Genomic DNA, 26,442 nt, shown 5'->3' on the forward strand with positions numbered 1-26,442 from the left:
ACGCTTGACTTATAGATGAGGGCTTTTCAGCGTATTTCAAGCCTGCTCATCAATAGAAGGTGAAACCGGTGCAGGGGCCTTGCTCACCACAACCATCGCCGGGCGCAGCAGGCGACCATTGAGCTGGTAACCTTTCTGGAACACTTTCAACACGCTGTTAGGCTCCAGGTCATGGCTTTCCTGCATGGCCATGGCTTGGTGGTGCTCAGCGTTGAACGGCTCACCGCCTGCTGGATCGATGGCTTCCAACTGATAACGCTTCAGGGTGTCCTGAAACATTTTCAGGGTCAGCTCGATCCCTTCGCGCATTGGGCGGATGTTTTCGTCGTCCGGGTTGGACAACTCAAGACCACGCTCCAGGCTGTCGATGATCGGCAGCAAGTCACCGGCAAATTTTTCCAGTGCGAACTTGTGAGCCTTTTCTACATCCTGCTCGGCACGGCGGCGGACGTTCTGCAGATCAGCGGCAACACGCAAAGACTGGTCCTGCGCAGCGGCCAGTTGCTCTTCGAGCACTTGCACACGAGTCGCCAGCTCATCGCCGACAGCCGAATTGGCGTCTGGAGTTTGCGTATCCTGCGTCTGTTCGTCAGCCATAGTTTTCTCCTTTCAAAATCATGCGCGAACTCAACTCGCGCTTCTGTTCCGGTATATGGGGCCACAATTTCCAGGTTCAAGGGTGCAGGCGTTACCAAAAGTCTTTCCAGTGATGTGGATCAATTCCTGCGCTTCCATTCCTCGTTGCGCTAAAAAATTCGCTCATTCAAGCAAATCGAGCTAAGCGCCAGGATTGTCAGCCTCGAACAAAACACTGTATAAATAACCAGACCTAAAGCCTGGGAGCGGCCGTCATGCTCGTGCACTTGTCCGTACATAACTACGCCATCGTTGAACACCTGGATCTCGAACTGGATCGCGGTATGAGCGTAATCACAGGCGAAACCGGCGCCGGCAAGTCGATCATGCTCGACGCCTTGGGCCTGACCCTGGGTGATCGCGCCGACAGCGGCGTGGTGCGACCTGGGGCAGACAAGGCCGACATCCTGGCCACCTTCGACCTGGCAGACATTCCCGAGGCAGAAGCCTGGCTGTCCGAGCGCGACCTTAATAATGAAGGTCCGTGCATCCTGCGACGGGTCATCACGGCGGAAGGTCGCTCCCGTGGCTACATCAACGGCACACCCTGCCCGCTTGGCGACCTTAAAGCCTTGGGCGAGTTGCTGATCGACATCCACAGCCAGCATGAACACCAGTCCCTGCTGAAAACCGACACCCATCGTCGCCTGCTCGATGAGTACGCTGGTGCCACAGACCTTGCCCGCCAGGTGCAGCTTGCCGCCCAGCGCTGGCGCCAGACTCGCCAGGAACTGGAGCGACTCTCCAACTCCGGCGATGAGCAACGTGCTCGCCATCAATTGCTCAGCTATCAACTCGAAGAACTGGAAAGCCTGGGCCTGGGCGAGACCGAACTGGAGCAGCTTGAGCAGGAACACAAGAACCTCACCAACGCGGAAACCCTGCTGGGCATTTGCCGCCAGGTGGTGGAGCAGTGCAGTGAGAGCGACTCCGGGAACGTGCTCAATGCACTGACTGCCAGCCTCAATCGCCTATCGAGCGTGAACAGCGGCTCCGGCTCGTTGAGCGAGGCGACGACCCTGCTTACCAGCGCACAGATCCAGGTAGAGGAAGCCGTCGGCGAACTGAATCGGTTCCTGGATCACTTCGATGCCGACCCAGCACGCCTGCAGGAAATAGAAGAACGCCTGGATACCATCTACACGCTGGCACGCAAACATCGCATCCAGCCCACTGAAGTGGCGACGATGCAGCAAAAGCTGCTGGATGAAATCGAGACCCTGAACGCCAACGATGAATCTATCGAGCGCCTGAGCGGTGAGCTCGCCTCTTTCGCTCGTCATTACCAAGAGAAAGCGCGCGAGCTCAGCGACCTGCGCCAGCAAGCAGCGACGGGCCTGGCCAGCGCAGTGGAGCTGGAGATCCAGCGTCTGGGCATGCCTGGCGGTCGTTTCACCATCGAATTGCGCACCAGCGCCAGCAACGAACTACAACCCCACGGGCTGGAGCAGGTCGAGCTACTGGTCAGCGCCAACCCCGGACAACCGCTCAAAGCGCTGGCGAAAGTAGCCTCCGGCGGCGAGCTGTCGCGGATCAGCCTGGCAATCCAGGTGATTACTGCGCAAACCTCTCGGGTGCCGACACTGGTGTTCGATGAAGTCGATGTGGGAATTGGCGGGCCGACAGCAGAAATTGTTGGCCAGCTGTTGCGACGCCTTGGAGATAGAGGCCAGGTACTGACGGTAACTCACTTGCCACAAGTCGCGGCCCAGGGACATCAACACCTCTTTGTGCACAAGGTACGCGGCAGCGATGCAACACACACAGCCGTGTCCAAGCTGAACAAGTCGGAACGTGTGGAAGAAGTCGCACGCATGCTTGGCGGCATCGATCTAACCAAGGAGTCTTTGGCGCACGCGAAGAAAATGGTCGTAGCGGCAAAGGCCTAACCGAACTATTTTCTCTCTTATAGAAAGCACGAAGGCGACCCTAAGGTCGCCTTCGATCGTTTTGCAGAGAGAATCTGCAACGCTTGTTACTTTTTCTTACGGATGTACAGGACCAGATTGTGGTCAACCAGATCGAAGCCATGCTCCTCAGCAATCTTGTGCTGCAGCGCTTCGATTTCCGGACTGGTGAACTCGATAACCTCATTGGTATCCAGGTCAACCATGTGATCGTGATGACCACCGTCAGCCAGTTCGAACACCGCATGACCGCCGTCGAAATTATGACGAACCACCAGCCCTGCGGCTTCAAACTGGGTCAGCACACGGTAAACCGTGGCCAGGCCGACGTCCTCGTTAGACTCCATCAGTGCCTTGTAAACATCCTCGGCACTCATGTGGCGCTGCTCAGCAGAATCGAGCATTTGTAGAATCTTGACTCGTGGCAGAGTCACTTTGAGACCGGCTTTGCGTAGTTCGCTATTTTCAACCATGGTTAGCTTTCTCGCGGATGCTGCTTCGCAGCTTCTCTTAATACGGGTATGATCGGCGTTTACGTTGTCCCAGCCAAGATAGTGGAAGTCGCCCACCGATGCAAAACACCAAGCTCTTGCTAACCAGTTTCACCTTTGTGGGACTGCTCGCACTCGCCGGTTGTTCATTCCCCGGGGTTTACAAAATCGACATCCAGCAGGGCAATGTCGTCACGCAGGACATGATAGACCAGTTACGCCCCGGAATGACCCGACGGCAAGTACGGTTTATCATGGGTAACCCCCTGCTGACCGACACTTTCCATGCCGATCGCTGGGATTATCTCTACAGCCTTCAGCCAGGCGGCGGTGAACGCCAGCAGGAGCGCGTCAGTGTCATCTTCAATGGCAATGACCAGCTTGTCAGCCTGTCCGGCGACTTCATGCCCGGTGTGAGTCGTGATGAAGCCTTGCTCGGCAAGGACAACGGCACCAATGTCACTGCGCCTGCGCAGGAAGGCGAGAAGCCGAAGTCCGAAGTACCGGCCAAGCCAGGCTCGCTGCTCGACAAGATCCAGAAAGACGTCGACGGCGTGGAAACGGTGCCTGTGCCGACGCCACAACCTCTGGATACCAGTCCGCAGTAAATGTGCGTCGCTCAACAAAAAGCCCGGCATGCCGGGCTTTTTGCTGCTCGCCATTTGGCTGACCTATGAGTTCTGTTGCTTGGCCAGCGCCGCTTTGGCTGCGCGCAACCTGCGCACTTCTTTAGGGTCTGCCAGCAATGGACGGTAAATCTCGATACAATCACCCGCCTGCACACTGCGCACCTCAGCGTCCGCGACTACCTTGCCGAAAATACCCAAAGGGCAATCAGCCAGATCCAGCCCGGGGAATTGCGCTGCAATGCCTGACGCCTGCACCGCCGCGCGCAGGCTGGTGCCGGCCGGCACCGTCACCGCCAGCAGCACCTGGTGATCCACTGCGGCATACACCACTTCAATCTCAACCATGCAGTTGCTTGGCCCGCTGGCAAAATGCGTCCACCAGGGTATTTGCCGCCTGATTGAACAAAGGCCCCAAGGTCGCGCGCACGACAGGCCCAGCGTAATCAAAGGAAAGATCCAGGCTGATTTTGCAGGCCTTGTCCGTCAGCGCCTTGAATACCCACACCCCATGCAACTGAGTAAACGGCCCTTCCTGCAAATTCATTTCGATGGATTTCCCAGGCACCAGCACATTACGCGTCACAAAGTGCTGGCTAAGACCGCCCTTCGCGACCCCGACACTGGCGACCATGTGCTCATCACTGTTTTCCAGCACCTCGGCGGTTGAGCACCACGGCAGGAATTCCGGGTAACGCGCCACGTCGTTGACCAGGTCATAGAGCGCCTGTGCCGGATAGGGCAGCAGCGCTGAACGTTGAATATGCGTCGTCATGTGTGCGTTATTTCCACAGCTGAGCGGCAAACATCGCGGAAGAACAGCCCGATCCGCGAAAGAAAAAAACCAGAGAACTGCCTGCATTGTCCGGGATTCGTCCAACACGCTCAAGCACGCAGGTTGACCGTAGCCGACAGGCTCGCAACTCCCTATAATGCCGCCCCTATGGCTAAACAAAAGAAACACCCCACAGGGACCATCGCGCAAAATAAAAAGGCGCGACACGATTACTTCATCGAACATCGGTTCGAGGCTGGTCTGGTCCTGGCCGGCTGGGAAGTAAAGAGTCTGCGTGCCAGCAAGCTGCAGCTGGTCGACAGTTATGTGCTGCTCAAGGATGGCGAGGCATGGCTGCTCGGCAGTCATATCACCCCGCTGACCACTGCGAGCACCCACGTGATTGCCGATCCGGTACGCACGCGCAAGCTGCTGCTCAATGCCCGCGAACTGGAAAAGCTCGCTGCTGCCGTACAGCAGAAGGGCTATGCCTGCGTCTGCCTGTCCTGGTACTGGAGCAAGCACCTGGTCAAGTGCGAGATCGCCTTGGGCAAGGGCAAGAAGGAATACGACAAGCGCGATACCGAGCGCGAACGCGATTCCAATCGCGAGCTTCATCGTGCCGTACGCAACAAGGGCAAGGAAGACTGATCCTTGCAGTGATGCAGCCGCGGGAGCTTCCCTCGGCTACGTCCCCTTGCGCCGCTCCGCACGCGCCACACGCTGAACTTCCTGACGCACTTCTTCCAACACTTCCTGCACATACAGCAGGTGACGTGTTGAAACTTCCCGCGCCTGCTCGGCACGCCCCTCGATAATCGCCAGGTACAGATCCCGGTGCTGACTGATCAGCATGTCGCGGGTTTCCGTACGCTGTTGATACATGCCGCCAATGTTGGTCACCACGTTACGCTTGAGCAGGTCGAACAGGCCGCGAATCGTGTGCAGCAACACAGCGTTGTGGCTCGCCTCGGCGATAGCCAAGTGAAACCGCGCATCCGCCGCCCCCTCTTCGACGCGACTCACCTCATCGGAACGGGTGTAGCAATCCTGAAGCGCTTCGAACGCAGCCGTGAGACGCTCGCGATCCACCTCTGTCGCGCGCAACGCGGCGTAATAAGCACACGAGGCCTCAAGGGTCTGACGAAACTCCAGCAGATCCCGCTGAGCCTCGGGGTTGTTCTCCAACAGGAGCAACAGCGGGTCACTGAACGTGGAACCCAAAGATTCAGCCACGTAGTTACCACCACCCTGGCGGCTGACGAGCAAACCTTTGGCTGCCAGCTTCTGGATCGCCTCTCGCAAAGAAGGTCGCGACACCCCGAATTGTTCAGCCAACGCGCGTTCGGCCGGCAAGCGCTCGCCCGACTTCAGCGTGCCCTCAAGGATCATGCCCTCAAGCTGCTCGACGATGTCATCAGACAAACGGCGCTGACGCACCTGATCAAACCCCATCACTCACTCTCCACCATCCCGACCACTCGCCGGGCCCTCTATTCTCGCCGATCACAACGAATGCAGCACCTATCAGAGCGCCCTCATTTCCACTGATCAGCGCACCCTTGCCACCCACCTACGACCAAAGTTTCGTAAGCGGCAAATTGACACGCCCCAACCAAGGCTTTTACTCTAGCCAACAGCGACTGTAAATTGGTATTACCAATTACCCAAGCTGACCAAACAACAACAATCAGGGGCCACCCCATCATGCAAACCTGGCAACAGCTCTACAGCCCGCTCGGCAGCCTCGGCCTGTCCGCAATGGCGGCCGTTATTCCGATCGTATTCTTCTTCCTGGCCCTGGCCGTGTTTCGCCTCAAAGGCCACGTGGCGGGCAGCATTACCTTGGCGCTGTCGATCCTGGTCGCGATCTTCGCCTTCCAGATGCCGGTAGACATGGCATTGGCCGCCGCCGGTTATGGCTTTGCCTACGGTCTGTGGCCCATCGCGTGGATCATCGTCGCGGCGGTGTTCCTCTACAAACTCACGGTCAAAAGCGGCCAGTTCGAAATCATCCGCAGCTCGGTCCTGTCGATCACTGACGACCAGCGCCTGCAAGTGCTATTGATCGGCTTCTGCTTCGGCGCCTTCCTGGAAGGTGCGGCCGGTTTCGGCGCCCCCGTGGCAATTACCGCTGCACTGCTGGTCGGCCTGGGCTTCAACCCGCTGTACGCCGCCGGCCTGTGCCTGATTGCAAACACCGCCCCCGTGGCCTTTGGGGCGCTGGGCATCCCGATCATCGTTGCAGGTCAGGTGACCGGCATTGACGCATTCAAGATCGGCGCCATGACTGGTCGCCAACTGCCGCTGCTGTCGTTGTTCGTACCGTTCTGGTTGGTGTTCATGATGGACGGCGTGCGCGGCGTGCGTGAAACCTGGCCAGCGGCACTGGTCGCCGGCTTGAGCTTTGCCATCACCCAGTACTTCACCTCCAACTTCATCGGCCCGGAACTGCCGGACATCACCTCGGCCCTGGCCAGCCTGATTTCCCTGACGCTGTTCCTGAAAGTCTGGCAACCCAAACGCACCGCAGGTGCCCAGATTGCCGGCGCCACCTCCAGCGCCGCAGTCACCGCCAGCGCCGGCGGTTTCGGTCTGCCGCGCAACACAATCGTTTCGCCCTACAGCCTCGGCCAGATTTTCAAGGCCTGGTCGCCGTTCCTGATTCTTACCGTGCTGGTCACTATCTGGACCCTCAAGCCGTTCAAAGCGATGTTTGCTGCCGGGGGCTCGATGTACAGCTGGGTGTTCAACTTCGCTATCCCGCACCTGGACCAACTGGTGATCAAAGTCGCGCCGATCGTAACCAACCCCACTGCGATCCCGGCCGTGTTCAAACTGGACCCGATTTCAGCGACCGGCACTGCGATTTTCTTCTCGGCGTTGATCTCGATGCTGGTACTGAAAATTGACATCAAGACTGGTCTTACCACTTTAAAAGAGACCTTCTACGAACTGCGCTGGCCGATCCTGTCGATTGGGATGGTGTTGGCATTCGCATTCGTTACCAACTACTCCGGCATGTCTTCGACCATGGCGCTGGTACTGGCCGGCACGGGCGCAGCCTTCCCGTTCTTCTCGCCTTTCCTTGGCTGGCTGGGTGTTTTCCTGACAGGCTCCGACACCTCGTCCAACGCCTTGTTCAGCTCCCTGCAAGCCACCACCGCGCATCAGATCGGCGTCAACGACACCTTGCTGGTCGCTGCCAACACCAGCGGCGGCGTTACCGGCAAGATGATCTCGCCGCAATCCATCGCGGTGGCGTGCGCCGCTACCGGCCTGGTGGGCAAAGAATCCGACCTGTTCCGCTTTACTCTCAAGCACAGCCTGTTCTTTGCCACCATCGTCGGGCTGATCACCCTGGCCCAGGCTTACTGGTTCACCGGTATGCTGGTGCACTAAAACCTGCACGTAATAGGGTAAGAATCGACGCCGGACACGATTCCGGCGTCAGCTATTTCTGGAGGACCGATGAGCCTGCCTGCTGCTTTCCTGAGCGACGTCGCACAACTGATCCCTAAAGATCGACGTTTCGACGACCCACTTTCCACCCTCGCTTTCGGCACTGACGCCAGCTTTTACCGATTGATCCCACAGCTGGTGATCCGCGTGGAGTCAGAAGACGAAGTCGTTGCCTTGTTGCAATGGGCTCAGCGCGACCACGTAGCCGTGACCTTCCGCGCCGCCGGCACCAGCCTGTCCGGGCAGGCCATCAGCGACTCGGTGCTGATCGTGCTGGGGGACAACTGGAATGGCCGCGAGATTCGCGGGCAAGGCACGCAAATCCGCCTGCAGCCCGGCGTGATCGGCGCCCAGGCCAATGCGTGGCTGGCGCCGTTCGGGCGCAAGATCGGGCCGGACCCAGCGTCGATAAACGCCTGCAAGATCGGCGGCATCGTCGCCAACAATGCCAGCGGCATGTGCTGCGGCACGGCGCAGAACACTTACCACACCCTGGCCGGCATACGCTTGGTATTGGCTGACGGCAGCCGCCTGGATACCGAAGACGCCACCAGCGTTAAGGCGTTCCGTGAACAACACGGTGCGCTGCTTGAGCGGCTGGCAACATTGGGTCGCGAGACACGGGCAAATGCCGAATTAGCCGCGAAAATTCGTCACAAATACCGTCTGAAAAACACCACCGGACTGTCGCTGAATGCCCTGGTGGACTTCGATGAGCCGCTGGATATCCTCAGCCATCTGCTGGTGGGTTCCGAGGGCACCCTGGGCTTTATCAGCGCGGTCACCTACGACACGGTGGTAGAGCACCCGAATAAAGCGTCGGCGTTGATTGTGTTTCCAGATGTCGAAACCTGCTGCAACGCAGTCACCGTCCTCAAAACCCAGCCGGTCTCGGCCGTCGAGCTGTTGGACCGACGCAGCATGCGCTCGGTACAGAACAAGCCAGGCATGCCCGCTTTCGTACAGCAACTCTCGGAAAATGCCTGCGCCCTGTTGATCGAATCCCGTGCAGCGTCGTCGTCCTTACTGCATGAGCAGTTGGCGCTCATCATGGCCTCCCTGGCCCAATTCCCGGTGGAAAAACAGGTCGACTTCACCGAAGACCCCACAGAGAACGCCCGCCTGTGGGCAATCCGCAAGGACACCTTCCCTGCTGTCGGCGCCGTGCGCAAAACCGGTACCACCGTAATCATCGAAGACGTGACCTTCCCGGTGGAGCAACTGGCAATCGGCGTCAATCGCTTGATCGAATTGTTCGACAAACATCACTACGACGAAGCGATACTTTTCGGACACGCGCTGGAAGGCAATCTGCACTTCGTCTTCACCCAAGGCTTCAACAGTGCGGAAGAAGTCACACGCTATCAGGCGTTCATGGACGACGTGGCGCAATTGGTGGCCGTGGAGTTTGGTGGCTCGCTGAAAGCCGAACACGGCACCGGACGCAATATGGCGCCGTTCGTGGAGCTGGAATGGGGCAGCGACGCCTATCAATTGATGTGGCAACTCAAGCGCCTGCTTGACCCCAACGGCATTCTCAACCCGGACGTGGTGCTCAGCCAGGACCCGCAAATCCACCTCAAGCACCTCAAGCCGCTACCCGCCGCTGATGAGCTTGTGGATAAGTGCATCGAGTGCGGCTTCTGTGAACCGGTGTGCCCGTCGAAAGGCCTGACTTTGAGCCCGCGCCAACGCATCGTGATCTGGCGCGACATCCAGGCGAAAAAACGTGCCGGTGTCGACACCACTGAGTTGGAGGCGGCTTATCACTATCAAGGCATCGACACCTGCGCTGCCACCGGCCTCTGCGCTCAGCGCTGCCCGGTAGGAATCAATACCGGCGATCTGGTGAAAAAACTACGCAGCCGCGACGCTGACCGTACGAAAACCGCCGAATGGCTCGCCACCCATTTCTCCACCGCACTCCAAGGCGCGCGCTTCACCCTGCACGTGGCCAACGGCGCACGCATGCTGCTGGGCGCACCACGCCTGGCGAAGCTGTCGGCCAGCATGACCAAGCTGTCCAAGGGGCAAATCCCGCAGTGGACCGCCGCCATGCCACAGCCAGAAAAAGCCATTCGTTTCAGCCCGGCGGTAACGGACGAGCGGCCGCGAGTGGTCTACCTGGCCGCCTGCGTCTCACGCGCCATGGGGCCGGCAGCGGGGGATAAGGAACAGATGTCGCTGTACGACAAAACCCGCAGCCTGTTGGAAAAAGCCGGTTACCAAGTCGTGTTCCCCGACAATCAGGACAGCCTGTGCTGTGGCCAGCCCTTCGCCTCCAAAGGCTACGCCGAACAAGCCGAACACAAGCGCCAGGAGCTGATTGGCGCCCTGCTCCACGCCAGCCGTGGCGGGCTCGACCCGATCTACTGCGACACCAGCCCTTGCACCCTGCGCCTGGTGCAGGACCTGGGCGATACGCGCCTAGACCTGTATGACCCCGTGCGTTTCATCCGCACGCACCTGATGGACCGCCTCGACTTCACGCCCCAGGAAGCCCCCATCGCCGTTCACGTCACCTGCAGCACGCAGCACCTGGGCGAAAGCCAGGCCCTGATCGACCTGGCACGGCGCTGCTCCAACACCGTGGTCATCCCCGAAGGCATTCATTGCTGCGGGTTTGCCGGTGACAAAGGCTTCACCACGCCGGAACTCAACGCCCACTCACTGCGCACCCTCAAGGACGCGGTGCAATATTGCAGCGAAGGCATCTCCACCAGCCGTACTTGCGAGATCGGCCTGAGCCAGCATGGCGGCATCGATTATCACGGGCTGGTCTACTTGGTGGACCGCGTCACCCAGGCCCGCGCCCACTGATCCTGAAAAAATGATCCTGCAAAAAAACAGAACCCCTGCGTGCCGGCGTAGTCATCTGCATAGGCCTCGACAAACGAGGCTCATCAGTGATGTCGCTGGCAGCCCCTGAACGCCAGCAGCGTCGAGCCCTTTTGCGCAAGGAGATACCCTATGAAGCGTTCCGCTCTTGCTGGCTTGTTCATTACCGCTGCGATGCTGGCTTCCCCTGTGTTCGCTGCGGGCGAGCCCGATCTGTGCAAAATCAATCTGGACAAAATCAACAACGGTAAAGCGCTGCTCGCCACTGACACCAGCGGCAAAAGCGGCGAAATAGACACTGCCGTCTCCCAAGCCAAAGCGGCCCATGCCGCCGGCGATGACAAAAAGTGCATCGAGATCACCTCGAAGGCGCTGCAAGACCTGCAGAACAGCGAAAAAGGCGGCCAATAGGCCGCTCAGTCACGGAAGGCAAACCTTCGGGTTGGCCTTCCGTGACGGTTTGGCGTACACTGCACAGGCTTGTCACTCACTATGAAACAACGAGTTACAAGCACGGGGCCGTTTAGGATTCGACGCCGGTTGCGAAACTTTAGGTGCATGCCGAGTTGGTAACAGAACTCGTAAATCCACTGTTGCAACTTCTTATAGTTGCCAATGACGAAAACTACGGCCAGGAATTCGCTCTCGCTGCGTAAGCAGCCTTAGCCCTGAGCTTCTGGTACCTTCGGGTCCAGCAATCACCAGGGGATGTCTGTAAACCCAAAGTGATTGTCATATAGAACAGAATCGCCGTGCAGTACGTTGTGGACGAAGCGGCTAAAACTTACACAACTCGCCCAAAGCACCCTGCCCTTCGGGTCGCTGAGGGTTAACTTAATAGAAACGGCTACGCATGTAGTACCGACAGCGGAGTACTGGCGGACGGGGGTTCAAATCCCCCCGGCTCCACCACTTCATCATCCAAAGACGTCCACGGACGTCTTTTTTTGTGCCTGGAATCCAGTAAATACGGGGGCTTCAGGGCTATTGCGGGCTTTCGAGGTTTTTAGAGTTCCAGGCAATTTGGTATTCCCAATGGTATTCCCGGCTACCCGGCGCTAATCTTGGGAATACCAAAAGGTGTCATGGAGTACTTCTCATGTGCGCTCAAACCACTCGCCTCTCCGACCGTCAGCTCAAGGCGGTCAAACCGAAAGACAAAGATTACGTCCTCACCGATGGCGACGGGCTCCAGCTGCGAGTCAGGGTCAATCGCTCGATGCAGTGGAATTTCAACTACCGGCATCCCGTCACCAAGAATCGAATCAACATGGCACTCGGCTCTTATCCCGAGGTTTCTCTTGCGCAAGCGAGGAAGAAAACCGTTGAGGCCAGAGAGCTGCTTGCACAGGGCATCGACCCAAAAGCTCAGCGCAATGAGCTGCAGGAAGCCAAACGAGCGGAAACGGAACATACGTTCGAGAACGTAGCCACCGCGTGGTTCGAATTGAAGAAGGACTCCGTCACCCCGGCGTATGCCGAAGACATCTGGCGCTCGCTCACACTGCATGTTTTTCCAAGCATGAAATCAACGCCGTTATCGGAAGTGAACGCGCCGATGGTCATCAAGCTGCTTCGTCCGATTGAAGCTAAAGGCAGCCTCGAGACAGTTAAGCGAGTGAGCCAGCGCCTTAACGAGATCATGACCTACGGGGTCAACTCCGGAATGATCTTTGCCAACCCTCTCAGCGGCATTCGAGCGGTGTTCAAGAAACCCAAGAAAGAAAATATGGCCGCGCTACCACCTGACGAGCTTCCGGAGCTCATGATGGAAGTCGCGAACGCCAGCATCAAGCGGACGACCCGCTGCCTGATCGAATGGCAACTTCATACCATGACACGCCCTGCTGAGGCGGCCACCACTCGATGGGCAGATATCGACTTCGACAAACGCATTTGGACCATCCCTGCGGAGCGAATGAAAAAGCGTCGTCCGCATACAATTCCGCTGACCGAACATGCACTCTCGTTATTGGAGATGCTCAAGCACCATAGCGGCCACAGGGAATATGTGTTCCCGTCAGATAGAAACCCGCGCACCCACGCGAATAGCCAAACAGCCAACATGGCTTTGAAACGGATGGGCTTCCAGGACCGCTTGGTCAGCCACGGCATGCGTTCCATGGCCAGCACAATCCTGAACGAGCATGGATGGGATCCGGAACTGATCGAAGTCGCGCTGGCGCATGTCGACAAGGACGAAGTTAGGAGCGCCTACAACCGGGCGGATTACATCGAACGTCGGCGCCCGATGATGACCTGGTGGAGTGAACATATCCAGAAAGCGGCTACCGGCAGCCTCTCAGCGTCGGCCATCAATCAAACCAGGGACCGCAAGGTGGTGCCGATACGCTGACATCACGGCGACAGTTCATGCCATCCGTGTAGTGGAGCTTGCCAGCGCTTCTTCGGCCAAGCCCCTGAGTATGGGAAGGCTCCGCATTCCCATACTCAGGGGCTCACGCTTAAAGGCCTATCAGACAACCACGACTTTTGCCTTTCTAAGGCGGATCAACCCTGCTGTTAACTCGTAGTAGTAGACGGTAGCTGGAGCTGAGCATCGCAGGTAGTGCTTCAGAAACCATCTCACGTGCTTTTCTCTCCAGGACCAGGGAGTCGCGCAACCCCAGCGCTCACGAATCACCTCGTGCATCCTTTCTGCTTGCCTAATGTGCCGCTGCCGCGTGGCATGTGCACCTTTGAGCACGGGGCACAGGAATAACGCTATGTCGAACTCGGCCGTCATCGCCAGCCTCCGATGTAGGCACTCACCACATCGATGCGGTTATGTCCCAGTTCGTGGCTGATCTGCTGTCGTGCACGCTGATCAAGCTCTCGATCTTCTCGATGAACACGACCGCCGTTGACAGGTGCATTCAAGCCAGTCAGTTGCTCATAGCGCTCACAGGCGAAAGCCGCCCGCAGCTCATGAAAGCCTTTCAATCCATGGTCGTGCAGGAGGTCCCGTGCCGGTTGCACAACTGATTGCATAAACTCTTTGTAGCTCTCGTTGGGAGCCAACAGGTTCCGACTGCGACTGGGCGAAGCCTCACAGGCCTTCTCCAAGGCGCTACGGATTTGATCAGTGACCGGAATCCAACGTGGTGCTGACGCGCCTGATCGGCCGCCTTTGGTGCCGTCTTGGATGTTGATCTTGCCCAGTTGCCGCGCCTCACGTTGCAGTCGGGGCAGGTCCGCCAAGATCGCTTCACGCAGACGCATACCAATCTCCCGGGCCAGATGCACAATTGCGGCCACTCGTTGCTGACTTCGCTCTGACAGCGCGCGTGCGATCAATTCGATCTGAGCACGATCTTGGCCTTGCGGTGCCTCCCCGCGTAGGCTTGAGCGCTGCAAACCCAGCGCCTTGCTCGGACTGGAGATTTTGACGTACTGATCACCGCGCAGCGCAGCCATCGTTCGGTTCACGCTGGACAGTCGGTTCTGCGCGGTGGCAATGCTGATGTTGCCCCGATCAACCTGCTCACGCACATACGTGGCGTACCGCATGAGGATCTCACGGTCGATCTGTCGCGCGTCATTGAGTCCCGGACCTTCATCGGATCGACACCAATTCACGAAGGCCTGCCACCGATCGCTATGGGCTTTGACGGTAGCAAAATGGCCATCGCCAAATAGATCTTTCAGTGCTTGCGGTCCGGCATAGCTGAGCTGGCGACCAAAGCCAAAATTACGACCCGCTCGCTTATCGACCCGAGCCATTTTCCTGCTCCTGATCGACTGCTGCGAGCTCATAAAAAAGGGCTCGCCAGTGTGCATTCACAATAGCGAACTGGGCCCAATCAGTCGGGCGAAAACACAGCGTGTTGCCGGCGACGTATAGATGCGCGCCCTCCGTTTTCAACCATTGGATGATGGCTGTCGTCGTAGTGCTAGCTTTACGGGTGATGGCGACATCGGCGACACCGGCGACAACCCTTGCCTTGTCTGGCTTTGAGCGTGGCGACAAAGTGGCGACAGTCGCGGCGACAAACCGCGCTTTCGGCTCCTTTTGGCGCTGAGCCAGATGGTTGCGCAGCGCTTCATCAAGATTGAACATGGCGCACCTCGAAGGTGTGGCCGTCGGTGATGAGCCACTGATGATCAATCAACTCGACCAACAGCTTGGCGGTATGACGACTGCTCTTACGGGCAAAACGGGGACCGTTGCGGTTCAGCTCCCGAATACTGAAGCGCTTCCAATCTTTGACCTGCAGCCAGCGCAGCAGCCGGTCTGCCTCTTCTTTTACCCGGCACACCGGTTCCTGTTCGGTCAGGCGCTGGATCTCGGTGAGGTAGTAGCCCACCAAGGTGGAGGCCCGTTGGATATGGTCGACGTCCACGACACTGCTCTCCTCCACCACTGCCAGGATGCCGGCGACGCGCAGCAGGTTGTCGGCGGCCTTCGATCCGCTGGGCCGCACGCTGGCCAGCTCACCAAACTCACCCAGTTGAGCTTCGATGGCATCATGCAAATCAATCCAGCGACGGCGGGCTAACGGGCTGAGCGTCAGCGGTGATAGCCGCAAGGCACCGTCAGCGGAAAGTGACCAAGGCTGATGAAACAGGGCCGAAAGACGGTGGTGATATCGCTTTAGGGCGGGGTCTTTGGACAAGTCGACAGCCTGGTAACTGCGTTGTCCGGCCAGGCTGGTGGGCCAGGTCATGAGGCAGCGACCGAGAATGCCTTGCCCCTGCAGCAATGGGTCACTGAGTAACTGCATGGCTAGATACGGTTGCAGCATCAGGTGCAGGCTTAAGCGTCGATCGTAAGCTCGCAAGCTTTCACCCACCATAGACCGCGCGCGATCTATCGGACTGCCGTCCCAGAGTGACGACAAGGTCGTGACCGCTTTCAAACGGTTATCCCGACTCATGGTGCTGCTACCGAGGAATTGTCCCCCCTCGTCACAGAACAGGCCCATGCTCGGCAAGTCATGGCAGAGTCCCTTGATCAGGGCCTCGATAGTCGGATCCGTGGTGATCAGCCTGGGTGCAGAGGGCTCCGCTTCAAGCGGTACGCCGTTTGTGGGGTTAGGATCGCCAGGGTTGATACGCTGCGCCTGTCGCTGCGCGGCACGGTACCGGGCGAGTTGTTCACAGTAGCGCTGCCACTGCTCTCGCTCCCATTGCCGTGCTGGCAGTAATGCAGATCGGTCTGCCGCCGTTTTACGATCCCCCGAAGCTGCCACCGTGATCAGGTACAGCGACAGGGGATAATTTCTCCCGTCGAGCTGTAAGCCGGCATGACCTTGGGTAGCCAGGGCCGAGGCGGCCAACACCGATTGCGCTGCCAGTGCTTGGGGCACGCCGATGACCTCGGCCATGCGCTCCACCGCAAGCCCGAGAATCCCACCCAGTGCCTGCACGGGATAAGGCTGGGGCACGGGGTTCGACTCAATCAACGGTCGAGGTGGTCGTGGTAGTTCAAGCTTCGGATCTAACTGCTGCATGGGCCCTCTCCTCAATCATTGCTAGTTGTCCTCACGTAGTCCCGCCACGACTGTTGAGTGTTATCAGGGATCAAGGCCCCTGCGGCCTGTGAGGTGTTCACTGACGCGGAACGAACGGCTCCTTACAACCGGGAGCGAGGGCGTAACCCATGAATCTGGCCTCCTTAGTCGCATCCGAAGATGCGGGCGGGTAGAGGCTGTGCCGACTGACGAGTTCGGCACCTCGAGATCTGGAGTAGGAGAAGGCAACGACATGGACACCTGGGGCATGCCTGACTGTCAGTCAGATGCAGCCTTTCCATTGGCTGCGGCACCGGTGCCTGTGTCGTTGCGGATGGCGACGAATCGGATTTGTCAGGTCGATTGTCACGAGGAGAGTTGCGGCAATGCCCTGTACGACATGGCTTGCAGCAGTGGTACGAGCGCCCGTCTCTTTCCAGAAGAAAGAGACGGGCGCAGATTGGCGCAGCGAAGTGTGCCGAGAGGTGAGGTTGCTGCAGTGCAGCGAGGAAGGTCCATCGTCTGCCGCAGTAGGCAGATTGGTCGAGTAGGCATCCATCACTCTTGGGAGTGACCGTGCGAGCCGCCGGACGCTAATCGCACTTGGGGAAGAACCACCACGCGAGTGGCGTAGCCTTAAAGGTTCTGGCTACCTGGGCAGGTGCTGTCAACGACAGCGATCCGTGCGCCAATTGTTATACCCACTCGAAAAGGCGGTCAAGCGGCACCGCCAATGCGCTGAGAAAGTGGCGACTGTCGCCACTTCTGTCGCCATGCTCCAGACCACGTTATACGCGAGTTGTCGCCACTGTCGCCGCTGTCGCCATACCTAGATCCATGCCCAACGAAAGGATCCGCTTTGACACTGAAATGGCCCTGCGCCCGATACAGATCACGAGCAATTACTGACGGGTAAAAGAAGGCTGGCGCTGATCAAATTTGAAATGAAAGAGGGGAACGCGGTGGCTGCAAGGAAAAGCGAGTGAACCCTCCGATCGGCGCGATCAAAGATCGCGCCGATCGGAGGGTTTGGCGGGAAAAGCAAAGTCTCAAACGTCAATTACAAACTCAGGCATCGATGCTGGTTGACTGGGAAGTGACTGCATCACGTCGCATGATCAGCGTTTGCTGCAATCGCAGCAGAAAACCTGCTTCAAATGCTTCTTGGGGATCACCTGGACGATGATGCTTTCGGTTTTGCGCCAGTGCCCACCACAGCGGCAATGATGAGCCATCGAGCCAGGACTCAGCGCACCGAACGCCGTCCTCAATCATCGGGCGGAATTCATTGCCCCATGGTGTTCGAAGACCAGGACGGCCTTCAGCTGAAGGGACAGAAACGTACTCACCAACCTGTTGATGAACGCGCTGAGCTGGGATACCGGACAAACATCGAAACGCCTTGTCGAACAATACAGCCGCGTCATCCAACAGTTCTACCGCCAGCTCAACATCCTGTGGAAAATGAAGCAGGACGCTCTGTGCTCCATTAAGCCGAAGTATTGCAGCCTGCCGTAGTTTAATCGCTGCATCTTCAGGGGTAAGCGATGAAGTATCGATGCTGTTGGGTTTGGGTAGGCCAATGAGAAGCGAAAGATCAAACATCGCGGAATCCTCCGAGATATTGTGCAGCTTGAATCATTTGGCCAGGGTGGCGCACGAGCTTAAAAGGGGGACAGATCATTTTCCTTATCTCCTCGGACAGTTAAGGAGCCGTCCACCCAGCCGTTCTGACACGAAATGGGTGGCGGACCGTACGGGGGTCAGAAACCGGCGTCCGAGGGAACCGGCCAGGCCGAAGCCTGCCCCGCACGGACCGCCATAGAAAAGCAGCAGCTAAGCCTATGTAAGCACTTAATAGCTGGCTATGGCGCTATGCGCCTCGAACAATTCAGGTTCTGACACCCGGCCACGGGATTGACCGTGACGGGACAAAGCGTAAATGTGAAGCAGTGACAACACAAGCATGCAGTATCAATAAGCTATACATCGAATGAAGCTGCCAGCCAGATGATGACGCTCGACGGTGACTGGTGGCCCTCCACCGCTTCAGGTCTGACCTAGCGACGAATAATGCAGAGTCCGACCACGCTGATAAAATCGGCATGGTTGTACATAACGCCCTTCTGAGAAATGTTATGAATACAGAATTGACGGAAGAAGAGATGCGCCGGGCGCTATTCGGTTATTCTCAGTCCCCTGCGCCAGCATTTAACACACACGTGCAAGACACCGTCTCGGATGTCGTGATGGTACAACCGGTAAACGCAGCGAAGAAAAAGAAAGTCTCAAAAGGCTTCACGCCCAGGCTGAGAGTCACGCTGCGAGTGGGAAATGAATTTGAAGGCAAAATGCACGAGATGGTGCATGAGGCCGATACGCTGAGCTCAATAGTTGCGGAGCAAGAAGCTACAAAGACGGCCAGAAAAAATTCAGGTTTGTGGAAGTTGTATCGGTCAAGTCGATGTAAGCGGCCCCTCTAATTTGGCACTAAATCGCTTTCTGTTACCGCGGGTAACCCGACCGACCAGTTCGTGTCGATTGAGGCCTTAAACCTCAGTTACGCTAATCATATCGCAGGCTGGATTTAACACTGACGCTCCATCCAAAGTCTCGATACTTAACTGACCGCCAGCTCCCCGCAGCCGAGGGTAGCGACGGGCAGAAACCGGGCAGAAACCGGCCAGCAACGGACAGTGGACAGACTGATGGCGAAATAGTAGCGTCAGGTTTTTATCCAGGAAGTGAAACCCATGTCATTGCCGCTGCACCTCTACAAATACGAGCGTTTTACCGCACAGTCGCTTCAGAACCTGAAGGACCAAATAATCTATTTCGGTTCCCCGCTCGCTTTCAATGACCCTTACGACTGCGCGCTTTCACCGCGCATCAAGGAGCCAACTGACGCAGATATTGAGAAATTGCGAAGCCAATACTTAGCGAAGCCCGAAATCGAAAATGGGATTCGGCGAGAGTTCGAGAAGGCATCTCCTGCTGTGCTTCGGAATATGCTCCTTCGCACAGGTCAAAAAACCTTAGATGACATGATCAAAAGGTTTCTGTCACAACGTGGGGTCAGCTGCTTTTCAGAGAAGAAAGACAACTTGTTGATGTGGTCCCACTACGGGGATCATTGCAAAGGGTTCTGCCTGCAGTTTTCAACCTTGGCCGATCCATTTCACAAGATTAAGAAGGTCCGCTACACACAAGACATGCCTATTCTCGACATCGTTCCGATCCTGTGCGGTGAAGACTCCGATCCCGTGTCCGATCTATATTGTACCAAAGCGATTGATTGGGCTTACGAGCACGAGTGGCGTGCTATTCATAGCCAAGCCGGCACGGCCTATCGGTATCCTTCCGAAGCACTTACCGGCATCTACTTCGGCCCAGACATGCCCCTCACTGCGATTGAGATAATCGCGTTAGTTCTCGCAGGACAAAATGAACACGTCCAGCTCTGGCAAGGTTCTCGTAGCAAGTCTAACTTCTCGGTTGAATTTCAGCCCATGAAATACATGTCACATCTGGAAGCAAAGCGGCTAGGACTGTTGGGGACAGCAGGTACTTAATCGGCCACTCAAATTGCACCTTCGAACCAAGATATCTCCTGCCCGCCCAACACAGCAGTCTTCTTTCGCCAGAAGCAGTCCTTAAATCTCGGGGTGCTAGCGGCTTGACAGCGAAATTTCGCAGTGGACGAGTACATACCTGACCCCATTTTCCCTCACACCACTATAGTCCTTTTAACTAATATGACTTTCCGTGAACATCAGGTGGGCCTGCCGATACCCATGTCAGGAGGCCTTGGTCTGGTTGTCTCAGACCGTGCACGATTTCACATGGACTCATAGGTATCACCGACGACATGATGGCCTCCGCATTGACCGGGCCAGAGGTGGCTGAGCAATATGCGGCTATCGCCGCGGGGTGAATGGTCGTGGCTTACAGCGTCTCCTTAGATCGGCGCCTATTGTCGCTGACCCGCCGGCGCCACGGACTAACCACCCCCCAGCTGACTACCGCCTGCGCAATGCCGCTGTATGCCTCATGTAATGACTCTGGGCGTGCTGTGCTACCTGCAACGTCGCACCAATGGGCGTAAATCAACAAACTGGTCTATCTTTAGTTAATAAGTATATGCTGCCAAAGCTAACTCAATTTTTCACATAGCTAAAATTAAGCGTCTTATGCCTATTGAAAGTATTCATCAGAACCAATAAGCTGATTCTGCAACAACCAAAATAAATATTAACATCAAGGAGAAATGTTATGGCTCTTAAACCAGGCCCAAAGCCAATTGCTAAGTCAACCGGTGAACTTGATCAGCGTCGCCGTGATAACAAAGACACACCGGGAAACAAACCCGACTTAAAACCTAGCAAGTCCTCAAAAAAATAGGTTGTCGCTGGCAGAAGCTACTTTAATGGTAGCTTTTGTCATTGGAGCTTGTAGGAGATGAATGCATAGCCTGTAATTTCGCCTTGGCTGACGATCATGACCCGCTCTATGAGCGCTATAAAAAATATCGAATATCATCATTGCTGCATAACCCGAGAGTTAAAATAACCGGGTTTTCTTAAGTATCCTCCAGGCTCGCTGCGGACAATTCTTTCAACTCTACCGGTGACTAAATTACCCCTGATTCGCAAAGAAACTGAGAGACCGCTTTTGGCCGTTTTCTGCCTGTGGCGACCGGCTGAAAACGGCCAGAAGCGGCCACTCCGAGCGAGGGAAACTGATTGAGTAGCTCCGAGGCCTAGTATCGGAAAGACTTATCAGCACCACCAATTTCGCATGGATCTCGATCTCGCAATGATGGGGCATGTGTGACACAGGGTAGAGCTGCACCATCCGGCGAAGGGCGGTCGACTCTCGTGAAAAGCTCGATCCGAGGAGTGAGGCAATGCAGTGTAGTTGCGGCTGCCGGGAAACTCGTAGAGATTTGTCATAACAGAATATAGATTTTGGTTTTTCTGAAGGCGCGCTAGTGATCATTTTTTAATCATTTGATAGGTCTGACTGGACAGATATCGGACTTTTCTGCGAATCTTCACAGCATCTCGCTGATCTCGCCGAGGCTACGCAACGTGGTGAACCATCAAAACATTACCCAAACCATTGCTACGCGCCGGAATCAAATTTATTATTTAGCGACATACATACTCTCAACGCTTCGAAATACTTAAAGGACTGCAAGCATGTCAACAAATAATGGGATTAAAAATGAAGCTATCTGTTGAGGGCTACAAATCTATAGCATCGAGGCAAGAGTTACGATTCGATGGCCTAACGATTCTCTCCGGCGCTAACAGCTCTGGCAAGTCTAGTTTTATGCAGCCTTTCCTTGTACTAAAGCAGACAATAGAGAATCATTACGACGCTGGCTCGCTTGTTCTTTATGGTGAAAACGCAAAGCTAACTGACTCAAGTCAGCTTATATCAAAGGTCCCAGGCTACGACAAAAAATCGTTCAGCGTATCAATGTCCACAGACTCAAATGGTTGCACCGCATCTTATAAATACAAAAGAGGCGTTGGACTTCAGGTTGACTGTGTACACATGACTAGTCCCAGCATGCCAAGCGGGCTTGCTCTCAGAACTGGAATGCTGGGTGCTGAAATCGAGGGACTATTACCGGATGATGAATTCAAGTTCATCAAAGACTTCTATAAAGAAAGAAAAAAATCAGTCTCTTGGAAAGCAATACGGGATAAATGCTTCATTCGAGCAGAGCTATCCGCTGATGGAAAAGATTTTGTGCCATTAAAGGCCGGTATCGACCCAGCTCAGATGCTTGAACAGTTTATTACTAGATTGATACACGTCCCTGGGCTGCGGGGCAATCCTGAAAGATCTTACAAAATCGCAGCCTCTGAAGATGTATATCCTGGATCTTTCGAAAAGTATGTTGCAAGTATAGTTAGCGACTGGTCGAAGGGTACGAAACACAGCGCTAGGTATAAAATACTGAAAAATCAGTTATTGGAACTTGGACTTGCCAGCAATATTAAAGCATCTAAGGTGGATGATACAAGCGTCGAGATTCAAGTTTCAAGAAGTAAATCCGGCAAAACTACAGATCTCGTAAATATTGCCGATGTGGGATTCGGCGTGTCACAGACGCTACCTATTTTGGTTGCACTTATAGGGGCTAGAAAAGGCCAGTCGGTTTACATTGAACAGCCAGAGCTGCATCTCCATCCTAAAGCCCAATTTAAGCTAGCATCAATTATCGCCCAAGCGATCAAAAAAGGCGTTCGCGTAATCATTGAAACGCATAGCTCAATCCTTATACGAGGAATTCAGCTGGCCGTAGTAACAAAACAGCTAGATAGTAAAAAGGTTTCGCTGAATTGGTTTACTCAAAACCTAGATACCGGTGAAACAAAAGTTGACCAAGCGGGCCTAGATGATCAAGGCGCATTCGGAGAATGGCCGGAAGATTTCGACGACACGAGCCTTGAGGTAGAGCAAATGTACCTGGACGCAGTTGAGGACTCTTTACTATGACTGTTTCCTTCGCATTTGTTATCGATGCTGATATTGCCCGTTCTTCCGGCTTGACTGAGCACCCGGTGTCTAGTGGATCTAGAAAGCTCCTAGAAGCCGTAGCTGCTGGAGGACACAAGGCGGCAATGTGTCCAACGCTACGAAAAGAATGGAGAGATCACAGATCTAAATTTGCAACCAGATGGATGGCCTCTATGGTAGCAAAGAAACGAATTATATTTGTTACACCAACAAATACGATGAAAATTCACATTGAAGAAAATGTCGAAGATAGCAAAGAAAAAGAAGTCGCTCTCAAAGACTGTCATCTTTTGGATGCGGCTTTGGAAAGCGACAAGATCATTGCCTCTAACGATGATAGGGCAAGGGCGGTATTTTGCAAAATTGCGTTAAATAATGGTGAAATCCGCACCATCTCATGGTTTAGCGCCGTGGCTGACCATCATTTCTTTTGTGATACATTAACGTCCGGTGGTTTTATACCTAAAAGCTATTATCTTCTGCCCCCGAGTCTTTGAATGTGCAACATCAGGAAAGCTTTGTTCTTTACGCAACAAGCATAACCTGATAGCAATATCAAATTGCTGGCGTTCGCCGGCCAGATGCGGGTCGCGATTGACTATCTCTGGCCGGCTGCCGCCCTACATGAAAGGCTGCGATGGGTCGGAAGCAGCCGGTCCTGGCTGACCGCTTTCGACCAAAAGCTGCCATCGAAGCGGGCAGCAATCGGTTAAGGTATGTCGCTCGGTTTCGGAGAGATAGCGGTATCACTTGCCGCGTGGTATCTACGCGTTATCGCCGAGAATGAACAGGACGGTGCCGCATGTTTGATAATTTGCAAAAAGAACTCCGCCGACTGGCTGCCACTCAGCAGGTGTCTGTGCCCATTGAATGTGATGCGGAGGGTTACATCGATAAAGAATGCCCCTCGGCAGCATGCCTTTTCCAGTTCAAAATCTACGGCGATGATTGGACAAATATCGTTAGGGATGAAGAGGTTTTTTGCCCATCGTGTAGGCACGCTGCTCCAGCGAAATCATGGTACACAACCGCGCAGATTGAAGCCGCGAAGGAGTACGTTTTGGGCTCCGTGGTCAACGGTCTGAACGGCGCTATGCGAGCAGACGCTCAAGCATCTAAACGACGTCAGAAGCCAGGTGCTTTTCTCAGCATTACATTAGACGTCAAAGGAGGGAAGGATGCAGTTCTTTTACCGGTAGCCGCAGCGGAACCCATGCGTCTGCGAACCAGATGCGATGACTGCGCGTGCAGGTATTCCTATGTTGGAGCTGCCTACTTCTGTCCGAGTTGCGGAAAAAATTCGGCTAGCCACACCTTTCTACAAACGTTAGCGACTATCCGAACGTCAGCTTCACTGGGTGGAACGCTGCGTGGGGTACTTGGGCCCGATGAGGCTGAAGTGATGACACGGACGCTTCTGGAAAAAGCAATCTTAGACACAGTAACTTCTTTTCAGCGGCTTGCGGAGCAGCTGTTTGAAACTCGAACAGGCAATGAGCCGCGGCGTAACGTATTCCAGAATATTGATGCGGGCTCTACATTGTGGGAGACAGAAATTGGACTTCCGTACTCTCAGCTTCTGGAAGCCTCAGCCCTTAAGAAATTGCGTGTCTACTATCAGCAGCGCCATCTCCTCGCGCATCAGCAGGGTATTGTCGATAACGACTATGTGACCCGCAGCGGGGATACAACCTACAACGTTGGACAACGGCTAGTAATCAAAGAAAATGCTGCGCTTGAGTTTGCAAACTTAGTGGAGGGACTCGGTACAGCACTATTGGCCCGTTGCTCGTCCTGAAAATTGTGGGGGGCGAGCACTTCCAGCAGTTACAAGCTGGGAATCGAGTTAGTGCGAGTAGCCGCTTTTGGCCGACAGCAGACCGTCGCGATGAACTGCACTACGCAACGAACCACTGGGCGACTGTTCAAGATAAAAACTGGTATAAAGTTGCCGCAATTCATCAAGTTAACAGAGCGCTACACCACCCAAATCGGAAGTTCGCGCTCAAGCGGTGGGATGGCGCTTTGAAGACCAATCTGTACCACACCTAGGCTTTGATCATCGCTTGTCGAGCACCTCGATCAAGCGCTGGAAGCGCTCCAGAAGGTCATCGTAAGTGAGAATCTTGATATCTGACTTTGCGTTATGGATCATCAAGGTGTCTTTCTGCTCCTGCGTCAAATCCTTAGAGCGCCCGATCACCACCATACCTTCTGCGGCATAGTTGCCCGCCAGCCACTGTGGCAGGTTACTCGCGTTATTATGGATCTCCCTGATCCAGTCCTGCACCTGCTGCACTGCGTGGGTCACCTTGTGCCGCTGGCTATTGCGCTTGGTGAATATCTGCGCGCTGTGGGGTTCGAGCTCCACCAGCACAACACGCTTGTCCGATTGGCGGTATTGCAGCACTAGGTCTGCACGGTATTTGCCGATGCGAACTTCGCTGTAGACCGCTGCCACATGGGAATCCAGTACTTGGGTGTGCTGCTTGAGGAAACGGTGCAGGTCTTTTTCACGCGTGCCGACCCGGCCCAATAGCTGGCACAACTCAATGAAGTTGCGCTCAAACCTTGCCGATTGAGAGACCTTTGGCCCCAGCGCTGTTACCTTGCGTTGCAGCAAATGTTGCTTGTCGACGCTGCCCCGGCGCGAGCGATTGTCCCGGCGAGTGACGCCTATGGGCGGTATCAGCTCGCGCCCCCCTACCTCCATTACCTCGGCAAGCGGCTGGTCGAAGGCACCTACAATCACTGCTTTCACCCGCGTCAGACCAAGCGCCCTGCATGCCATATAGACGATATAGTCGTCGTCCATGACCAGCGCGCCGTTCTCTTCGTACAAAAGGATATCGGTGGTTCTAGCATGAGTGATGAACCGGCTAATGTCCTCGTCCGGGATACGCAGTGCATAGTCAATGTCCCGAGGCTGCACAATGGCAAGGTCTACCCTGACCCGCGTACACGCCACCTGACCATGGTAAGCACGGGTGATGAGCTGCACCAGGTACGGGTTGTCGCGGGGGCGGTCCTTGCGGTTATCGACGATCGAATTCAGCGGCAGTACCGGATAAAGGTATTTCTTGTATTGATACAAGCATTGCAGAAGGAACACGATGTGCGCCACCTGCACGGCGTACTCCCGCTCGAACCGGACCCAGCCTTCTTCCGTGCACATGGAAATGAATGGCTCCGGTCGAGTGCTCGATAGCTGCAGGTTCAATTGCCCCACCTTGCCAGACAACCCTTCGCGCCCAAAAACCGTAATTTCGAACAGAACTCCGCCATCCACCATTTCCGAGCGCCTAAATAGGACGCCACAGGGCCGGCCCTCGAAGGTGGAGGAGACAAAGAACTCGCGATCCAGCTTTAACTTTTCTAGGCGATGAAGATCGCGCAGTACTTCGTCGGGGGTAGGCAACTCCGAATCGGCCACCACCAAATCTTCGTTGATCACGAACATCGCACGGGCTATATCGCCGATTAAGGGATTCTTGCGATAACAGTTACGCACCCAACTGACGATCTCATCGACATCGGGCGTACGATGCTCGCCTTGCACGATTTCACGCAGGGTGCCTTGGCGGACCTGCTGCAGCATCGGTTCGGTACCAGGTGGAAGGTCGTTTTCGCTAAGCGATAGCCTGGTATCCGTTGCCAGCGAACCGTCCATGTAATGTGCTTCCAGCTCTTGCATCCGGGCTTTCCTTAGGTGTTGAACGC

The 26,442-nt window shown here is 55.6% G+C and carries 22 protein-coding genes, 1 other RNA gene and 1 pseudogene; 13 read left to right on the forward strand and 11 right to left on the reverse strand.

Annotated elements, in window-relative coordinates:
* Nucleotides 1–36: 36 nt before the first annotated feature.
* A complete protein-coding gene (grpE, locus tag AB4N92_RS07960; protein ID WP_021492893.1) occupies nt 37–597 on the reverse strand; it encodes a nucleotide exchange factor GrpE in 561 nt (186 codons plus the stop codon).
* Nucleotides 598–851: 254 nt separating this feature from the next.
* On the opposite strand from grpE, the gene recN reads away from it, so the two are divergent.
* Complete coding sequence (gene recN, locus AB4N92_RS07965; RefSeq protein ID WP_010206622.1) at nt 852–2,525, forward strand: DNA repair protein RecN; 1,674 nt, start codon at nt 852–854, stop codon at nt 2,523–2,525.
* An 86-nt stretch (nt 2,526–2,611) separates the two neighbouring features.
* Here recN and fur read toward each other — a convergent pair whose 3' ends face one another.
* The gene (fur, locus tag AB4N92_RS07970; RefSeq protein ID WP_003194220.1) at nt 2,612–3,016 is read right to left on the reverse strand and encodes a ferric iron uptake transcriptional regulator; all 405 of its coding nucleotides are present in this window, start codon (nt 3,014–3,016) and stop codon (nt 2,612–2,614) included.
* 98 nt (nt 3,017–3,114) lie between these two features.
* Here fur and AB4N92_RS07975 point away from each other — a divergent pair, with 98 nt between their 5' ends.
* Nucleotides 3,115–3,642, forward strand: a complete 528-nt coding sequence (locus tag AB4N92_RS07975) for an outer membrane protein assembly factor BamE (RefSeq protein ID WP_016976810.1) — start codon at nt 3,115–3,117, stop codon at nt 3,640–3,642.
* A 63-nt stretch (nt 3,643–3,705) separates the two neighbouring features.
* On the opposite strand, the gene AB4N92_RS07980 is transcribed toward AB4N92_RS07975, so the two are convergent.
* Complete coding sequence (locus AB4N92_RS07980) at nt 3,706–4,008, reverse strand: RnfH family protein (RefSeq protein ID WP_460129745.1); 303 nt, start codon at nt 4,006–4,008, stop codon at nt 3,706–3,708.
* Nucleotides 4,001–4,435 carry a type II toxin-antitoxin system RatA family toxin gene (locus AB4N92_RS07985; protein ID WP_183703510.1) on the reverse strand — a complete coding sequence of 145 codons (435 nt, stop codon included), beginning with the start codon at nt 4,433–4,435 and terminating at the stop codon, nt 4,001–4,003. Before AB4N92_RS07985 ends, AB4N92_RS07980 begins: the two co-directional genes overlap by 8 nt.
* Before the next feature lie 168 nt (nt 4,436–4,603).
* Between AB4N92_RS07985 and smpB the strand changes: the two genes are divergently transcribed.
* Nucleotides 4,604–5,086 carry an SsrA-binding protein SmpB gene (smpB, locus tag AB4N92_RS07990; protein ID WP_005791513.1) on the forward strand — a complete coding sequence of 161 codons (483 nt, stop codon included), beginning with the start codon at nt 4,604–4,606 and terminating at the stop codon, nt 5,084–5,086.
* 36 nt (nt 5,087–5,122) lie between these two features.
* On the opposite strand, the gene AB4N92_RS07995 is transcribed toward smpB, so the two are convergent.
* The gene (locus AB4N92_RS07995; RefSeq protein WP_010206631.1) at nt 5,123–5,890 is read right to left on the reverse strand and encodes an FCD domain-containing protein; all 768 of its coding nucleotides are present in this window, start codon (nt 5,888–5,890) and stop codon (nt 5,123–5,125) included.
* A gap of 252 nt (nt 5,891–6,142) precedes the next feature.
* Between AB4N92_RS07995 and AB4N92_RS08000 the strand changes: the two genes are divergently transcribed.
* The 5 genes from AB4N92_RS08000 to AB4N92_RS08020 all read left to right on the forward strand — a co-directional run bounded on the left by AB4N92_RS08000 (nt 6,143) and on the right by AB4N92_RS08020 (nt 13,091).
* A complete protein-coding gene (locus tag AB4N92_RS08000; RefSeq protein ID WP_010206633.1) occupies nt 6,143–7,837 on the forward strand; it encodes a lactate permease LctP family transporter in 1,695 nt (564 codons plus the stop codon).
* A 69-nt stretch (nt 7,838–7,906) separates the two neighbouring features.
* Complete coding sequence (locus AB4N92_RS08005; RefSeq protein ID WP_183703507.1) at nt 7,907–10,717, forward strand: FAD-binding and (Fe-S)-binding domain-containing protein; 2,811 nt, start codon at nt 7,907–7,909, stop codon at nt 10,715–10,717.
* Between the two features lie 150 nt (nt 10,718–10,867).
* Nucleotides 10,868–11,146, forward strand: coding sequence for a hypothetical protein (locus AB4N92_RS08010; protein WP_010206635.1), 279 nt, complete (start codon nt 10,868–10,870; stop codon nt 11,144–11,146).
* Nucleotides 11,147–11,250: 104 nt separating this feature from the next.
* Nucleotides 11,251–11,647, forward strand: a transfer-messenger RNA (tmRNA) gene (gene ssrA, locus AB4N92_RS08015).
* 187 nt (nt 11,648–11,834) lie between these two features.
* Entirely contained in the window at nt 11,835–13,091 is a 1,257-nt protein-coding gene (locus AB4N92_RS08020; protein ID WP_460129751.1) for an integrase domain-containing protein, read from the forward strand.
* Between the two features lie 120 nt (nt 13,092–13,211).
* Here AB4N92_RS08020 and AB4N92_RS08025 read toward each other — a convergent pair whose 3' ends face one another.
* From AB4N92_RS08025 to AB4N92_RS08045, 5 genes are all read right to left on the reverse strand, one after another.
* Nucleotides 13,212–13,481, reverse strand: a complete 270-nt coding sequence (locus AB4N92_RS08025) for a hypothetical protein (protein ID WP_081352615.1) — start codon at nt 13,479–13,481, stop codon at nt 13,212–13,214.
* Nucleotides 13,478–14,458, reverse strand: coding sequence for an integrase domain-containing protein (locus AB4N92_RS08030; protein ID WP_460129754.1), 981 nt, complete (start codon nt 14,456–14,458; stop codon nt 13,478–13,480). Before AB4N92_RS08030 ends, AB4N92_RS08025 begins: the two co-directional genes overlap by 4 nt.
* A complete protein-coding gene (locus tag AB4N92_RS08035) occupies nt 14,442–14,795 on the reverse strand; it encodes a hypothetical protein (protein WP_460129757.1) in 354 nt (117 codons plus the stop codon). The genes AB4N92_RS08030 and AB4N92_RS08035 overlap by 17 nt, the downstream gene beginning before the upstream one ends.
* On the reverse strand, nt 14,782–16,188 hold the full coding sequence (locus tag AB4N92_RS08040) for a YfjI family protein (protein WP_460129759.1): 1,407 nt from the start codon (nt 16,186–16,188) through the stop codon (nt 14,782–14,784). Before AB4N92_RS08040 ends, AB4N92_RS08035 begins: the two co-directional genes overlap by 14 nt.
* A gap of 1,068 nt (nt 16,189–17,256) precedes the next feature.
* Entirely contained in the window at nt 17,257–17,793 is a 537-nt protein-coding gene (locus AB4N92_RS08045) for a LasR-specific antiactivator QslA (protein WP_460129761.1), read from the reverse strand.
* Nucleotides 17,794–18,326: 533 nt separating this feature from the next.
* On the opposite strand from AB4N92_RS08045, the pseudogene AB4N92_RS08050 reads away from it, so the two are divergent.
* The 5 genes and pseudogenes from AB4N92_RS08050 (at nt 18,327) to AB4N92_RS08070 (ending at nt 24,520) form a co-directional block, all read left to right on the forward strand.
* Nucleotides 18,327–18,658, forward strand: a pseudogene (locus AB4N92_RS08050) (hypothetical protein).
* 283 nt (nt 18,659–18,941) lie between these two features.
* Nucleotides 18,942–19,760 carry a DUF2971 domain-containing protein gene (locus tag AB4N92_RS08055; RefSeq protein ID WP_460129764.1) on the forward strand — a complete coding sequence of 273 codons (819 nt, stop codon included), beginning with the start codon at nt 18,942–18,944 and terminating at the stop codon, nt 19,758–19,760.
* Nucleotides 19,761–21,414: 1,654 nt separating this feature from the next.
* Nucleotides 21,415–22,701, forward strand: a complete 1,287-nt coding sequence (locus AB4N92_RS08060) for an AAA family ATPase (protein WP_460129767.1) — start codon at nt 21,415–21,417, stop codon at nt 22,699–22,701.
* Nucleotides 22,698–23,219, forward strand: coding sequence for a hypothetical protein (locus AB4N92_RS08065; protein ID WP_460129770.1), 522 nt, complete (start codon nt 22,698–22,700; stop codon nt 23,217–23,219). The genes AB4N92_RS08060 and AB4N92_RS08065 overlap by 4 nt, the downstream gene beginning before the upstream one ends.
* Nucleotides 23,220–23,524: 305 nt before the next feature.
* Nucleotides 23,525–24,520 carry a hypothetical protein gene (locus AB4N92_RS08070; RefSeq protein WP_460129773.1) on the forward strand — a complete coding sequence of 332 codons (996 nt, stop codon included), beginning with the start codon at nt 23,525–23,527 and terminating at the stop codon, nt 24,518–24,520.
* 261 nt (nt 24,521–24,781) lie between these two features.
* Here AB4N92_RS08070 and AB4N92_RS08075 read toward each other — a convergent pair whose 3' ends face one another.
* Nucleotides 24,782–26,416 carry a Shedu anti-phage system protein SduA domain-containing protein gene (locus AB4N92_RS08075; RefSeq protein ID WP_460129775.1) on the reverse strand — a complete coding sequence of 545 codons (1,635 nt, stop codon included), beginning with the start codon at nt 26,414–26,416 and terminating at the stop codon, nt 24,782–24,784.
* Nucleotides 26,417–26,442 lie beyond the last annotated feature (26 nt).

The organism is Pseudomonas sp. S3_A09, assembly GCF_054668065.1.

Bases quoted from the DNA above. Each gene is read 5' to 3' on its own strand.
- grpE (WP_021492893.1), bottom strand. From the start codon at position 597: ATGGCTGACGAACAGACGCAGGATACGCAAACTCCAGACGCCAATTCG.
- recN (WP_010206622.1), top strand. From the start codon at position 852: ATGCTCGTGCACTTGTCCGTACATAACTACGCCATCGTTGAACACCTG.
- fur (WP_003194220.1), bottom strand. From the start codon at position 3,016: ATGGTTGAAAATAGCGAACTACGCAAAGCCGGTCTCAAAGTGACTCTG.
- AB4N92_RS07975 (WP_016976810.1), top strand. From the start codon at position 3,115: ATGCAAAACACCAAGCTCTTGCTAACCAGTTTCACCTTTGTGGGACTG.
- AB4N92_RS07980 (WP_460129745.1), bottom strand. From the start codon at position 4,008: ATGGTTGAGATTGAAGTGGTGTATGCCGCAGTGGATCACCAGGTGCTG.
- AB4N92_RS07985 (WP_183703510.1), bottom strand. From the start codon at position 4,435: ATGACGACGCATATTCAACGTTCAGCGCTGCTGCCCTATCCGGCACAG.
- smpB (WP_005791513.1), top strand. From the start codon at position 4,604: ATGGCTAAACAAAAGAAACACCCCACAGGGACCATCGCGCAAAATAAA.
- AB4N92_RS07995 (WP_010206631.1), bottom strand. From the start codon at position 5,890: ATGGGGTTTGATCAGGTGCGTCAGCGCCGTTTGTCTGATGACATCGTC.
- AB4N92_RS08000 (WP_010206633.1), top strand. From the start codon at position 6,143: ATGCAAACCTGGCAACAGCTCTACAGCCCGCTCGGCAGCCTCGGCCTG.
- AB4N92_RS08005 (WP_183703507.1), top strand. From the start codon at position 7,907: ATGAGCCTGCCTGCTGCTTTCCTGAGCGACGTCGCACAACTGATCCCT.
- AB4N92_RS08010 (WP_010206635.1), top strand. From the start codon at position 10,868: ATGAAGCGTTCCGCTCTTGCTGGCTTGTTCATTACCGCTGCGATGCTG.
- AB4N92_RS08020 (WP_460129751.1), top strand. From the start codon at position 11,835: ATGTGCGCTCAAACCACTCGCCTCTCCGACCGTCAGCTCAAGGCGGTC.
- AB4N92_RS08025 (WP_081352615.1), bottom strand. From the start codon at position 13,481: ATGACGGCCGAGTTCGACATAGCGTTATTCCTGTGCCCCGTGCTCAAA.
- AB4N92_RS08030 (WP_460129754.1), bottom strand. From the start codon at position 14,458: ATGGCTCGGGTCGATAAGCGAGCGGGTCGTAATTTTGGCTTTGGTCGC.
- AB4N92_RS08035 (WP_460129757.1), bottom strand. From the start codon at position 14,795: ATGTTCAATCTTGATGAAGCGCTGCGCAACCATCTGGCTCAGCGCCAA.
- AB4N92_RS08040 (WP_460129759.1), bottom strand. From the start codon at position 16,188: ATGCAGCAGTTAGATCCGAAGCTTGAACTACCACGACCACCTCGACCG.
- AB4N92_RS08045 (WP_460129761.1), bottom strand. From the start codon at position 17,793: ATGTTTGATCTTTCGCTTCTCATTGGCCTACCCAAACCCAACAGCATC.
- AB4N92_RS08055 (WP_460129764.1), top strand. From the start codon at position 18,942: ATGTCATTGCCGCTGCACCTCTACAAATACGAGCGTTTTACCGCACAG.
- AB4N92_RS08060 (WP_460129767.1), top strand. From the start codon at position 21,415: ATGAAGCTATCTGTTGAGGGCTACAAATCTATAGCATCGAGGCAAGAG.
- AB4N92_RS08065 (WP_460129770.1), top strand. From the start codon at position 22,698: ATGACTGTTTCCTTCGCATTTGTTATCGATGCTGATATTGCCCGTTCT.
- AB4N92_RS08070 (WP_460129773.1), top strand. From the start codon at position 23,525: ATGTTTGATAATTTGCAAAAAGAACTCCGCCGACTGGCTGCCACTCAG.
- AB4N92_RS08075 (WP_460129775.1), bottom strand. From the start codon at position 26,416: ATGCAAGAGCTGGAAGCACATTACATGGACGGTTCGCTGGCAACGGAT.